Genomic DNA, 13,136 nt, shown 5'->3' with positions numbered 1-13,136 from the left:
AGTTGAAAAAGTTCGCCCCCCTCTCCAGTGGAAAGGGGGGCGAATCATTCCGGCCAATGGCCGTTCAGTGCGTCCGGATCAAGCCTTCTTGGCGCGCGAGGCAGTGCGCCCGCGGTCCTTCTGGTCCAGGACGACCTTACGGATGCGAACCGTCTCCGGGGTCACCTCGATGCACTCGTCCTCGCGGCAGAACTCCAGCGACTGCTCCAGCGAGAGCTTGCGCGGCGGGACGATCGACTCGGCCACGTCAGCGTTCGAGGAACGCATGTTGGTGAGCTTCTTCTCCTTGGTGATGTTCACGTCCATGTCGTCGGAGCGCGAGTTCTCACCGACGATCATGCCCTCGTACACCTCGGTGCCCGGCTCGCAGAAGAGCACGCCGCGCTCCTGCAGGTTGGTCATCGCGAAGGCGGTCACCACACCGGCGCGGTCGGCGACCAGGGAGCCGTTGTTGCGGGTGGTCAGCGTGCCGAACCACGGCTCGTGGCCCTCGTGGATCGAGTGGGCGATGCCGGTGCCGCGGGTGTTGGTCAGGAACTCGGTCCGGAAGCCGATCAGACCGCGGGACGGCACGACGAACTCCATCCGGACCCAGCCCGAGCCGTGGTTGGACATGTTGTCCATCCGGCCCTTGCGGATGCCCATGAGCTGCGTGACCGCGCCCATGTGCTCCTCCGGCACGTCCACGGTGAGGCGCTCGACCGGCTCGTGGGTCTTGCCGTTGACCTCCTTGGTGACCACCTGCGGCTTGCCGACGGTCAGCTCGAAGCCCTCGCGGCGCATGGTCTCGATCAGGATGGCCAGCGCCAGCTCACCGCGGCCCTGCACCTCCCAGGCGTCCGGACGCTCGGTGTCCAGCACGCGCAGCGAGACGTTACCGATCAGCTCGCGGTCCAGGCGGTCCTTCACCTGGCGGGCGGTGACCTTGCGGTCCACCTTGGCGCCGGACTTGGCGTCCGCGCCCTTGCCGCTGCCGCCACGGCCGACCAGCGGCGAGGTGTTGGTGCCGATGGTCATCGAGATGGCCGGCTCGTCCACCGTGATCAGCGGCAGCGCGATCGGGTTCTCCGGGTCGGCCAGGGTCTCGCCGATCATGATGTCGCCGATGCCGGCGACGGCACAGATGTCACCGGGGCCCGCCACCTCGGCCGGCTTGCGGGTGAGCGCCTCGGTCATCAGCAGCTCGGAGATGCGGACGTTCTGGATCGAGCCGTCGCGCTTGATCCAGGCCACGGTCTGGCCCTTGCGCAGCTCGCCCTGCTCGACGCGCAGCAGCGCGATGCGGCCGAGGAAGTTGTCGGCGTCCAGGTTGGTGACGTGCGCCTGGAGCGGGGCGTCCTCGTCGTAGCTGGGGGCCGGGACGTGCTCCAGCAGGGTGGAGAAGAACGGCTCCAGGCTGGTGCTGTCGGCCGGGACGGTGCCGTTCTCCGGCTTGGTCAGCGAGGCGACGCCGTCACGGGCGCAGGCGTAGACGATCGGGAACTCGATCTGGTCCTCGTCCGCGTCCAGGTCCAGGAACAGGTCGTAGGTCTCGTTGATGACCTCGTCGATCCGGGAGTCCGGGCGGTCCGTCTTGTTGATGCAGAGGATGACGGGCAGACGGGCCGAGAGCGCCTTGCGGAGCACGAAGCGGGTCTGCGGCAGCGGGCCCTCGGAGGCGTCGACCAGCAGGACGACGGCGTCCACCATCGACAGACCGCGCTCGACCTCGCCACCGAAGTCGGCGTGGCCCGGGGTGTCGATGATGTTGATGGTGATCGGAGCGCCACCGTCCTTCGGGTGGTACTTGACCGCGGTGTTCTTCGCGAGAATGGTGATGCCCTTCTCGCGCTCCAGGTCGTTCGAGTCCATCATGCGGTCGTCGAGCTGCTGGTGGGCGGCGAAGGCGCCGGCCTGCTTGAGCATGGCGTCGACCAGCGTGGTCTTGCCGTGGTCGACGTGGGCGACGATGGCGACGTTACGGATGTCGTTGCGCGTGGGCATGCCTTGCGGATTCTCCCGGAATCGTGGGTTGCGGCGCCCGGCTGCGTGACGCGCACTTGCGATCCCTGTCGATCGCCGCCGCCCGTTCCGCCTGCTACTACCGGTCCACCCGCCGGGCATATGGATATGCCCCGGCTTCCTCCTATCGTACGGGGAACCGCCCAGGTGGGCGGAAACGAGCTGGTCAGGCGGGATCAAGATCACAGGTGGGTCACGTGGTCTTCACCCGACGGCCAGGCTCCGACACTCTTCCGTCCGTGATCCAACGCCTCCGCGCCCCGCTGCTCCGTCTGTTCCGCACCGCCGGCGCCCTCGCCCTGCTGGTGGCGATCCTCAAGGGACTCCCCGCCCCGACCGCAGCCGGTTGCGTGATCGGCTTCCTGATCGGCCAGGAACCGCTCGCCGACCTCTGGTTCCTGCTCACCCACCGGCTCTGCGGCGGGCGGTTGTACTGCGCCTCATTCGGCCGGGGGCGGAAGCTGTGGAACGGCTCGATCGCCGGAGTGCCCGTCGAACTGGGCCTACGGCCGACGAGCGGCTTCCTGTTCCCCTGGGGGCTGCGGCCGGTCCGCGCGCCGCGGCTGCGGCTCTGGCTCGCCGCGGTCGCGCTGTTCGGTCTCCACGCGGGGCTCGGCACCTGGCTGGCCACCTCCTGCACCGGGCTGCCCCGGGGCATCGGCTTCGGCCTGCTGGTCACCGTCGTCCTGCACGCGGTGGTCACCGTGTCAGCCCCGGTCAACTCGCTCTGGACGGTGTTCGTGATGCCCTTCCGACCGGGGTCCACGAAGGTCGACCTCTGGTCGTCCAGTGCCGTCGAGGCCGAGCGGCTGCTCATCCGCGGCCGGGTCTCCGAGGCACACCGCGCGATGGACCAGGGTCAGCCCGCGCGCCTTCTACCTGCCGCGATCGCCCTGGGCGAAGGACGCTACGAGGAGGCCCAGCAGCTTGCCCTCGAAGACCTGGAGCACGGCGGCACGCCCGCTACGGTCTGCTACCTCATCGGCATGTCGTTCATCGGCCACACCGACTCCGGCGAGATCTCCCCCGAGCTGGCCGCGGCCCGGCTGGAGCCGTTCCTCGCCCGGTGGGGCATCGACCACCGCTCGCTGTTTCCCGACTTCCTGCCGACGGCCGACCTCGCCCGGTTCCAGAACGACCCCCACACCGCCATCCGGGTGGCCCGCCGCCTCTCCACCGCGGTCGACTCCCCTTTCCGGCGGGCCCAGGCCCACTGTTCGCTCGCCGCCGCCCTCATCGCGGTCGGGCGGACGGACGAGGCCCGCAAGGCGCTCGCCCGGGCCCGCAAGGAGTGCCCCGAGCTGGCTCGGATCGCCGACGTGGCACGCATGCTGGAGCGCGAGCCCGCGCAGGCCGGCCAGGAGCTCTAGCGGCTCCAACCGACGTCCTGGAAGCGCGGCCAGCCGTAGCCGAAGGCCCCCGCGCCCTCGACGCCGGTGCGGACTCCGACCAGGTCGGGGCGCTGGTACAGCGGCACCGAGTGCCCGAGCTGCCAGATCCGGACGTCCGCCTCCTGCAGCAGGTCCAGCCGGGCCGTCGGGTCCAGCTCGGCGGCGGCCCGGTCGAACAGTCGGTCGATCTCCTCGGTGCCGCTGCGGCCGTAGTTGGTGCCGGGGTCGAGCGCGCCGTCGGGGTCGGGCCGGGGCTTGGCGTAGGCGGGCCGCTGCTCGCTCGCCGGGCTGGGGCCGGCCGGCCAGGAGAAGAGCGCGAGGTCGTAGTCCCCGACGGCCAGGTGGTCCCGGACGAAGGTCTCGGCGGGCGCGGTCACCGGCTTCACCGCGATCCCGGACTCCGCGAGGACGGCGGTGAGCACGTCGGCGGTGCGCTTGGCGGTCGCCGATCCGGCCGGGACGAGCAGGGTGAGGGCGAGTTCCTTCCCGTCCTTGGCGCGGGTGCCCCCGCCCCGGGGCCGCTTCCAGCCCGTCTCGTCGAGCAGCCGGGCGGCGTCCGCCGGGCCGGCCGCCTCACTGTTGTCCCGGTAGCCCTCCTGGTCCCCGGCGAACAGGTGGCTGCCCAGCGGTGCGGCGGGCAGGCCGAGCGGGGTGAGCGCGGCGTCGGCGATCCGCCGCCGGTCGACGGCCCGGCCGAGGGCGCGCCGCAGTGCCGGGTCGGTGAGCGGAGTGCGGGCGGCGTTGACGGTGAGCTGGGTGAGCGAGGCGGCGGCGGCCCGGTGCACGGTGACGCCGGGCAGCGACTCGGCCCGCCGCAGTGCCGTCGCCGCCGCCTCGGGCGCGGCCGCGGGCGGCGCGGCCGCCGGGGTAGCCGAGGTGGCCGAGGTGGCCGAGGTGGCCGAGGTGGCCGAGGTGGCCGAGGCGGGTGTCGGCACCGCCCGGTCGACGGCGGCGGTGAGCGGGGCGATGTCCAGCCGGTCCTGGTCGAGTGCGTCCAGCCGCTGCTCGGGCGGGGTGGCGAGGAAGTCGATCCGGTCGGCCTTCGGCAGGTCGCCCCACCAGAGCGGGTTGCGCACCACGGTGACCCGCCCGCCCTCGGTGTCGTACCGGGAGAGGGTGTACGGCCCGGCACTCGGGTGGCCCAGGCCGGTCAGTGCCCGGTTGAAGGCCCCCGGCGTGGCCGTCTCGGCGGCCGGGTAGAGCGGCCCGAACAGCGAGCGCCAGTCGGCGTACGGCCGCCGGAAGGTGACCCGCACCTGGTGCGGGTCGGCGCCCTGGGCGACGGAGTCGATGGCGTCGTACCCGGCGGGGTGGCTGCCCCGGTAGGCCGGGTCCAGGCCGGAGAGGGCGGCCCGCTGCGCGGCGAAGTCCGCGGCCGACAGCGGGGTGCCGTCGCTCCAGACGGCGTGCGGGTTGAGCCGGTAGGTGACCACCTGCGGCTGCTGCCCGGGCGGGGTGGACTCGGCGTCGGCCAGGTAGTCCGGGTCGGGGACGAGCCGGCCGTGCTCGTCGGGCCGGAACAGCGAGGGGTACAGCGCGTGGGCGATCAGCGCCGAGTCGGCGGTCGCCGCGCCCTGGTGGACGTTCAGGGTGGCCGGGACGCCGTCCACCGCCCAGCGCAGCGTGCCGCCGTCCCGGACGGCGGTGCGCTCGGCGGGCCGGACGTCCCCGGTACTGCCGGTGGGGTCGGCCCGGACCGGCACGGGGGCGGGGGTGCGGGCGGGGGCCGGGTCGTCGGAGCAGCCGCCGAGGCCGGCGGCGATCAGCAGCGCGGCGGCTGCGGCGGTGAGCTGGCGGACGAGCATGGCGGCCATCGAACGCCGCCCGGACGGCCCCGCCCGTACCGACACGGCGGGCCGGGGGTGACTGCACCCGTACGGCCCAACCCGTACGGCCGGGCCGTATCGCCGGGCTGCCCGGAGCGGCTAGAGCGCCAGCTCGAACCAGACGATCTTGCCCTTCGGGGTGCGCCGGCTGCCCCAGCGCTCGGCCAGCAGGCTGACCAGTTGCAGGCCGCGCCCGCCCTCGTCGGTCTCCTGGGCCCGCCGCTGCCGGGGCTGGGCGTAGCCGTCGTCCCAGACCTCGCAGACCAGGCCGCGCTCGCGCAGCAGCCGCAGCCGGATCTCGCCCCGCCCGTGCTTGAGCGCGTTGGTGACCAGCTCGCTGACCAGCAGCTCGGTCGTGTCGACCAGCTCCTCCAGCCCCCGGGACAGCAGCCAGCTGCAGGCCAGCTCACGGGCCTTGGCGACGGAGGTGGGCTCGGGCGGCAGGAACCAGTTGCCGACGGCGTCCTCGGGGAAGGCGTGCACCTTGGCCATCAGCAGGGCGATGTCGTCCTCGCCGTGGTGCGGGTTGAGCTCGCCCAGCACGTGGTCGCAGAGGTCCTCCAGGCCCTTGCCCTCGACGGAGAGCGCCGTGCGGAAGGCGCGCAGGCCCTCGTCCAGCTGGTGCTTGCGGCTCTCCACCAGGCCGTCGGTGTAGAGGCCGAGGACGGCGCCGTCCGGGAGTTCGACCTCGACCTCCTCGAAGGGCTCGCCGCCGACGCCGAGCGGCAGGCCGGGCGGCACGTCGAGCATCCGGGCGCCTTCGCCGGGGCTGAGCAGCACGGGCGGCAGGTGGCCGGCGTTGGCGATCCAGCATTTCCGGCTGACGGCGTCGTAGACCGCGTAGACGCAGGTCGCCAGGTAGACCTCGCGGGCTTCCTCGTCGGCGGTCGAGGTGAGCCGCCCGTACGGGGTGGGCGGCCCGACCGGCACGGAGTCGTCGCTTAGGCCGCGGGCGATCTCGTCGAGGGCGGTGAGCACCTCGCCCGGTTCCAGGTCGAGCATGGCCAGGGTGCGGACGGCGGTCCGCAGCTGGCCCATCGCGACGGCGGCGCGCAGGCCTCGGCCCATCACGTCGCCGATGACCAGCGCGGTGCGGTTGCCGGGCAGCGGGATGACGTCGAACCAGTCGCCGCCGACCTCGGTGTTGTTGTTGCTGGGCAGGTAGCGGCAGGCGATCTCCAGGCCGCTGGCGGCCGGGTTGCCGGGGGGCAGGAGGCTGCGCTGGAGGATCAGCGCGCGCTCGTGCTCGCGACGGTAGAGCCGGGCGTTGTCGATGCAGACGGCGGCGCGGGCGACGAGTTCCTCGGCGATCGCGACGTCGCGGGCGTCGAAGGGCTCGCTGCCGATGGCGCGGGAGAGCTGGACGAGGCCGAGCACCTGGTCGCGGGCGACCAGCGGGACGATCAGGGTGGAGCGCAGCAGCGGGTCGCGCCCGGGCTCGGGGACGACGCTGCGGCCGGTGCGCAGGGCCCGGGCGTGCGGGGAGCGGCGCGGGTAACAGAGGGTGCCGCCGGCCTCGGCGATGGGCAGGGCGGTGACGGAGCCGAGCACCGAGGAGGCGCCGCCGAGCACGCTGGAGACGGCGACCCGGCGCAGTTCGCCGCTGCCGTCGGTGAGCACGGTGTCGCCGAGCCGGCCGGCGCTGGGGACGGTCTCGCCGGAGAGCAGCGCGGTGTAGAGGTCGACGGTGGCGAGGTCGCAGAACGGCGGGACGACGACGTCCAGCAGTTCCTTGGCGGTGGTCTCCAGGTCGAGCGTGGAGCCGATGTGCGCGCTGGCCTCGTTGAGCAGGGCGAGGTTGCGGCGTACGCCGTCGGCCTCGCGCTCGGCGACGTGCCGGCTGGTGACGTCGGAGACCTGCCCGGCCACGCCCGTCGGCTGTCCGGCGGCGCCGTTGAGGCGGTACAGCGAGACGGCCCAGAGCCGGTTGCCCTCGCGGGTCGGGACGGCGCCGTGGAAGCGCAGGTCGAAGACGGGCTCGCCGGTGGCGAGGACCTTGCGCAGGGCGGCGGTGAGCCGGTCGGCCTCGGACGGCGGGAAGAGGTCGTGGGCGGTGAGGCCCTCCAGGTCGGTGGGGACCAGGCCCATCCCGGAGGCGAAGGCGTCGTTGACCCGCTGCAGCCGCAGCCGGTCGTCGAAGAGCACGAAGCCGGTGGGCGTCTGTCCGAAGACGGCCTCGGAGGCGGCGAGGTCGGTCTCGATCCGGCGCAGCCGCCCGAGGTCGACGGCCAGGCAGGTGGCGCCGGAGGTGGGCAGGGCGCTGTCGGGCATCAGGTAGAGCTCGGCGAGGCCCTCGCTGCCGTCGGCGTCCCGGTAGGGGGTGGTGCCGACCCACTCCTCGCCGGCCAGGGTGCGTTCCAGCCGGGCGCGGCCGCGCTGCCAGAGTTCGCGGGGGACGAAGGTGGCGATCGGGTCGGCGCCGACGGCCTCGGCGGCCGGGACGCCGAAGAAGTCGGCGGCGCGCTCGCTCCACTGGCTGATCCGACCGTCGGGGCCGATCGCGAAGGTGGCGACCCGGATGTAGTCGTAGATCGAGCCCGGGTCGCCGGCGCCCCAGGACCGGGCCTCGGCGGCGGGGTGGCCGCCGCGGCGCGCGGTGGCGCCGTCCGGTGGCACCGCCGGTACGGGCAGGTGCAGGGAACCGGCCTGCCCGGGCACAGCGGCATGACCGCTGCTGCTCGGCGCGTTCCGCGCCGGAGTGCTGTTCAACGGACCGACCCCTCCAACCCGCGACCGTCCGGATGTCGAGAAGACCGAGTATTCATCATCGAGGGGTCGGTTCACACGCCCTCAACATCACAACATCAGATCGGGCGAAGGTTTTTGTCCTACCACCCGCGCAACCACAATGCCACGCTCGCGCCCCCTGCCGGCGCGCGCGCTCCCCCCGGGCCCCCGATGGCATATGCGGCACCGCTCTCCTGGCGCTTCTTCCGGTCCTCTTCGGCTCACGACTCGTCGGGCTCATTACCCGGCAGTGCCTGCTCGAACCAGACCACCTTGCCGATCCCCTCGGCCCGGGCGCCCCAGCGCAGTGCCAGCCGGCGGACCAGTTCCAGGCCCCGGCCGCCCTCGTCCGCCTCGGCCGCGTGCCGCTCCCGGGGCGGGTCGGGCAGCGGGTCGGAGATCTCGACCAGCAGCGTCTCACCGAGCGTCAGCCGTACCCCGATGGGGGCGCTGGCGTACCGGACGGCGTTCGTGACCAGCTCGCTGACCAACAGTTCGGCGGTGTCGGTGAGCGCCTCGACGCCCCACTCGGCGAGCGTGGCGCGGACCAGCCGGCGGGCCCGGGAGACGGCGGTGGGCTCGGCCGGCAGGGTCCAGCCGGCCGTCGGGGTGCCGGCCTGGCCGTGGCCGAGCCGGGCCAGCAGCAGGGCGACGTCGTCCGGCTCGCGGCCCTGTTCCATGGTGTCGAGCACCGCCTCGCAGGCGGCCTGGATCGAGGCGTACGGCTCCTGGAGGACGGTGATCAGCCGGTCGAGGCCGACGTCCAGGTCCTTGTCGCGGGACTCGACCAGGCCGTCGGTGCACAGGGCGAGCAGGCTGCCCTCGGGGATCTTCAGTTCGACCGATTCGAACGGGACGCCGCCCACGCCGAGCGGGGCGCCGGAGGGCAGGTCGAGGATCCGGCCGGCGCCGCCGGGCAGCGGGCCGCCGGTGCGGGTCGGCTCCTGGATCTCCTCGCCCGGCACCACCAGCACCGGCGGGATGTGCCCGGCCTTGGCGACGGTCAGCCGGGCCGTCGCCGGGTCGAAGACCGCGTAGACGCAGGTCGCGAGCAGTGCCTCGTCCGGGCCCTGGGCGAGGTCGTCGGCCAGCTCGTGGACGTGCCGCAGCAGGACGTCCGGCGGCAGGTCGAGGGCGGCCAGCACCCGGACCGCGGTGCGCAGCCGGCCCATGGTGGCTGCGGCCCGCAGGCCGTGGCCCATGACGTCGCCGACCACCAGGGCGGTGCGGTCGCCGGGCAGCGGGATGACGTCGAACCAGTCACCGCCGACCTCGGTGCCGCTGCTGCCTGGGACGTACCGGTAGGCGACCTCGACGCCGGTGGGCTGCGGGACCTGCTGCGGGAGCAGGGTGCGCTGGAGGGTGAGCGCGGCGGTGCGCTCGCGGGCGTAGAGGCGGGCGTTGTCCAGTGAGCTGCCGGCCCGGTCGGCCAGTTCGACGGTGAAGGCCAGGTCGTCCCGGTCGAAGCCCTCCCGGTAGCCGGCCCGGCTGACCAGCAGCAGGCCGATCACGATGCCCCGGGCGCGCAGCGGGACGACCAGCATCGAGTGCACGCCGAGGTCGTGGGCGGCCTGCGTCTTGGGGTCGCCGGGGTAGGTGACGTCGTCCAGCTGGTCGGCGCCGGAGAGCAGCTCGGGCACGCCGGTGCGCAGGACCCGGCCGCAGGCGGAGTCCTCGGCGAAGGTGATCCGGGCGCCGCGGCGCAGCATCACGTCGACTTCGGCGCCGTCCTGGACGGAGGCGGTGCCGAGCTGGAGCAGCGAGGTGCGCCGGTCGTGGCCGTGCCGGGGAAGGTCGTCACCGTGCGCGACGGCCTGGAGCAGGATCACCGCCGAGTGGTCGGTGAGCCGGGGGACGACCGAGCTGGCGAGTTCCTGGGCGATCCGGGCGGCGTCCAGCAGGTCACCGACCCGGGAGCCGAACTCGTTGAGCAGCGAGAGCCGGCGCCGGGCGTGCTCGACCTTGGCGACCGCCCGGTAACGCTCGGTCACGTCCATCACGGTGCCGGAGATGCCGAGCACCCGGCCGGAGCGGTCGGTCATCCGGCTGTACGAGATCGAGCGGTAGCCGGCCCGGGTGGTGACCGGGGAGGCCAGCGTGACGTCGATGACCGGCTCGCCGGTGGCCAGCACCTGGCGCTGGATGGCGGTGATCTCGTCGGCGGCCCGCTCCGGCAGGGTCTCGCCGGTGGTGCGGCCGACGTGGTCCTCCAGGGCGACGCCGTTCATCTCGGCGAGGGTCTGGTTGACGGCGGTGTAGCGCAGGTCGGTGTCCAGGATGGCGATGCCCAGCGGGGACTGCTCGAACAGCGCGTCGCGCACCGCCAGATCGCGCTCGACGGCCCGTACGGCGGCCGCCTCGGCCATGTTGACCTGCAGGAACGGGGTGCCGTCGCCGTCCACCAGGAGGGAGATCCGGGCGTCCACCGCGACCGGCGCGCCGTCCCGGTCGCGCAGCTCGGCGGGGCCGGCCCAGCGGCCGTGCCGCAGCGCGTCCTGGATCGCGGCGCGGATCCGGGCGACCTGCTCCCGGTCGGGGATCAGCTCCTCGATCCGGCGGCCGACCAGCAGCTCGTTCGGCCAGCCGAGCAGTTCCTCGGCGGCCGGGCTCCAGAGCACCACCCGGCCCGCGGTGTCCAGGATCGCGATGGCGACCTTGAGCATGTCGAGCAGGCTGCCCTCGGGCGGGGCGCCGAGGTCGTTCGCGGCGTCGCCGGGCCCGCCGGGGAACGGCCGGCCGGGGCGGCTGCGCAGGCCGCTCTGGGCGCCCGGCTCGGGCAGGGCGAGGGTCGGCGCGGGCTGGGCGGGACGGGTGGCCTCGGGGGCGGCGACGGTGCCTCGCCGGCGGCCGGACGCCGGCTGGGGAGCGGTCGGCCGGGCGGCGCGGCGCAGCCGGGCGCGGGCGGCGGCGCTCCCCGCGGTGCCTGCTCGCCGCTCTCCCCCGCCGCCGTTCCCGGTACTCGACACCGACGGGGCCTCCGGCTCTGGTCGGGATCGGCGTCGCCGGCTGGGGACGGCTCACCGATGGTGACGAATAGTGCCGAAAAGTGACATACCCAGCAGAACCCAGGCTATCCCGGTCGTCGGGTCGTCTTGTCCGATTGACCTACCCGGCGGGCTGCGCGTCGCCCACCGCTCCCGGCCTGGTGATTCCTTCGCTGCCCGTGAGCAGTCGGGCGACGTGCGGCAGCACGTCCCGGTCGTGGTCGATCCAGTCGACGGTGTCCAGCTCGTCCGGGCCCAGCCAGCGCAGCTCGTCGTGGTCCTCCAGCGCGCGCGGCTCTCCGGCCAGCAGTTCGGCGGCCCAGAAGCGCAGCTCCAAGCCGGGGCGCACGGCCCACACGCCGGGCAGCCGGGACAGCGCCCGCGCCCGCACGCCCAGTTCCTCCAGCAGTTCGCGCTCCAGCGCCTGCGCCTCGGTCTCGCCGGGCTCGGCCTTCCCGCCCGGGAACTCCCACCGCCCGGCCACCGACTCGGGGGCGCTGCGCCGGGCGGCGAGCACCCGGCCGTCCTGGACCAGCGCACCTCCGACCACGATCCGGGGCCCGGAGGGGCGGTCGGCGGCCTGCTCCGTGGGGTGTGCGGCGTGCGTGGCGTCCATGGCCCCGACCCTACGGCCTCAGGCGTTCCGGGGTGCGCCGTCCCCGGTCCCGGTCCCGGCCGCCCGGGCCGACCCGTCCTCCTCGACCCAGTACAGCTGCTTGTGGCCGCGGGCCTCGAACTCGGCGGCCAGCCGCTGCGCCTCGGCCCGGTCCAGGCCCTTGGCGACCAGGAAGCGGTTGCCGTTGTCGTCCTGTCGCATCACCCGGTAGGTGCCCATGGCGGGAGGCTATCCGGGGCTCCCCGGGCGTGGACACCGGGCCGCGGACGCCGTGGTGCCCCCGGCTCGCGTGGGGGTCGGGCCGGGGGGCACGCCCGCGACGCTACGCGCGGCGCGCTACCGGCAGGTACGGGCGCGGTTAACGGCCGGTAACCGCGCCCCGGATCGGGTTTTCAGACCCGCAGGTCGGGTGCCTGCTCGCCGGTGGACAGGCCCAGCCCGCGGCGGATCTCCACGGTCATCGGCACCGTCTTGGCCACCAGCGCCCTGGCCCGGCGGACGGCGCCCTCCAGGTCGTCACCGGAGGCCGCGGCGTCCCAGGCGACGGCCGCCTGCGACTGCGCCTCGGCCAGCTTGGCGATCTTCGGCTGGACGTCGACCGGCCAGCCCGCCGCCGGCGAACCGAGCAGGGCGGCCTCGGTACGGGAGGCGGTGGCCATCCGCCGGGCCCAGTCCCGGTACTCGGCCTCCGCGCCGGAGACGTCGCTCTTCGGCTGGTCCAGGTAGACGTCGTTGAAGGCCCGGACCGCCTCCAGGTAGGCCAGCTGGGGCGCGGTCAGGCTGTTCCGGTCGGTGTGCACCGTCCCCCGGTGCTGGTCGTCCCGGTCCTCGAAGGCGCAGGTGACGTACCGTTCGCCGGCCGCCCAGTTGCGCGCGGTCGGGTAGAGGTAGACGTCGTCCATGCCGTCCGGGACAGCCCACTGGTCCAGCGCGTAGTCGTCCAGCACCTTGCGGCAGAGCCGGCCGGCCGACTCGCGGGCCTCCTTCTCCCCCGGGTAGGGCCCGTTGCTCCCGGGGAGCTTGACGGTGCCGGCCACCTCGCCGTGGTGCGGGTCGGAGCAGGCCACCCGGCGCACCCAGTACACCGTCTCGTCGCCCTCCGCCCCGGTCACCGAGCCGCCCTCGGGGGAGCTGTAGCAGTCGCCGACCTTGAGGTCGGACCAGTGGACGGAGCCGGCCGGCGGCTTCGGAGCCTGGCCGAACCGCCCCCCGCGCGCGGAGCTGAAGTCCCCCGCGCCCAGGAGCAGGGCGAGCAGCACCGTGCCGATCGTGCCGAGCACCACGCCGGTCACCGCCATCCCGAAGCCGCGCTCCCTGCGACGGTTGATCTGGACCAGCGCCACGATGCCGAACACCAGGGCCACCGGCGCCACCAGGACCAGCCCGGTCACCAGGGAACCGACCGCGAAGCCGTTGGTGGGGGCCTGCGCCGGGGCGGGGGGCAGGGCGTACGGGTGGCCGGGCTGGGGACCGGGCTGAGGCCCGGGCTGGTACCCGGACTGCGCGGAGGGCGGGACGGAGGCCCAGCCGCCGGCCGGCAGCGGGTGCGGCGGCGGGGGCGGAGCGGCCGACGGGCTGTCTCTTATACACA

The 13,136-nt window shown here is 74.0% G+C and carries 8 protein-coding genes; 1 reads left to right on the top strand and 7 read right to left on the bottom strand.

What is annotated here, in order from left to right; translation table 11 throughout:
• Positions 1 to 78: 78 nt before the first annotated feature.
• Complete coding sequence (gene typA, locus OP86_RS29965; protein WP_030061917.1) at positions 79 to 1,983, bottom strand: translational GTPase TypA; 1,905 nt, start codon at positions 1,981 to 1,983, stop codon at positions 79 to 81.
• 257 nt (positions 1,984 to 2,240) lie between these two features.
• Here typA and OP86_RS29960 point away from each other — a divergent pair, with 257 nt between their 5' ends.
• On the top strand, positions 2,241 to 3,371 hold the full coding sequence (locus OP86_RS29960) for a tetratricopeptide repeat protein (RefSeq protein ID WP_030260950.1): 1,131 nt from the start codon (positions 2,241 to 2,243) through the stop codon (positions 3,369 to 3,371).
• On the opposite strand, the gene OP86_RS33090 is transcribed toward OP86_RS29960, so the two are convergent.
• From OP86_RS33090 to OP86_RS34105, 6 genes are all read right to left on the bottom strand, one after another.
• Positions 3,368 to 5,197: an ABC transporter family substrate-binding protein gene (locus tag OP86_RS33090; RefSeq protein ID WP_051834225.1), complete on the bottom strand. Its 1,830-nt coding sequence runs from the start codon at positions 5,195 to 5,197 to the stop codon at positions 3,368 to 3,370. The genes OP86_RS29960 and OP86_RS33090 overlap by 4 nt on opposite strands.
• Before the next feature lie 120 nt (positions 5,198 to 5,317).
• Positions 5,318 to 7,927: a SpoIIE family protein phosphatase gene (locus tag OP86_RS29945; RefSeq protein WP_418952654.1), complete on the bottom strand. Its 2,610-nt coding sequence runs from the start codon at positions 7,925 to 7,927 to the stop codon at positions 5,318 to 5,320.
• 239 nt (positions 7,928 to 8,166) lie between these two features.
• On the bottom strand, positions 8,167 to 10,911 hold the full coding sequence (locus OP86_RS29940) for a SpoIIE family protein phosphatase (RefSeq protein WP_051830983.1): 2,745 nt from the start codon (positions 10,909 to 10,911) through the stop codon (positions 8,167 to 8,169).
• Between the two features lie 139 nt (positions 10,912 to 11,050).
• Positions 11,051 to 11,545 carry an NUDIX domain-containing protein gene (locus OP86_RS29935; RefSeq protein ID WP_051830981.1) on the bottom strand — a complete coding sequence of 165 codons (495 nt, stop codon included), beginning with the start codon at positions 11,543 to 11,545 and terminating at the stop codon, positions 11,051 to 11,053.
• An 18-nt stretch (positions 11,546 to 11,563) separates the two neighbouring features.
• Positions 11,564 to 11,764: a hypothetical protein gene (locus tag OP86_RS29930; protein ID WP_033333996.1), complete on the bottom strand. Its 201-nt coding sequence runs from the start codon at positions 11,762 to 11,764 to the stop codon at positions 11,564 to 11,566.
• 173 nt (positions 11,765 to 11,937) lie between these two features.
• On the bottom strand, positions 11,938 to 13,136 hold a 1,199-nt coding region (locus OP86_RS34105), incomplete at its 5' end, for a DUF4190 domain-containing protein (RefSeq protein ID WP_051830979.1).

This window comes from Streptomyces novaecaesareae (assembly GCF_000716875.1).
In the GTDB taxonomy this organism is placed as follows: Bacteria; Actinomycetota; Actinomycetes; order Streptomycetales; family Streptomycetaceae; genus Kitasatospora; species Kitasatospora novaecaesareae.
Note: the sequence above shows the minus strand (reverse complement) of the source record. Positions and strands in the feature narration are given on the sequence as shown.

Coding starts and splice junctions, on each gene's coding strand:
- typA (WP_030061917.1), bottom strand. CDS start 1,983: ATGCCCACGCGCAACGACATCCGTAACGTCGCCATCGTCGCCCACGTC.
- OP86_RS33090 (WP_051834225.1), bottom strand. CDS start 5,197: ATGCTCGTCCGCCAGCTCACCGCCGCAGCCGCCGCGCTGCTGATCGCC.
- OP86_RS29935 (WP_051830981.1), bottom strand. CDS start 11,545: ATGGACGCCACGCACGCCGCACACCCCACGGAGCAGGCCGCCGACCGC.
- OP86_RS29930 (WP_033333996.1), bottom strand. CDS start 11,764: ATGGGCACCTACCGGGTGATGCGACAGGACGACAACGGCAACCGCTTC.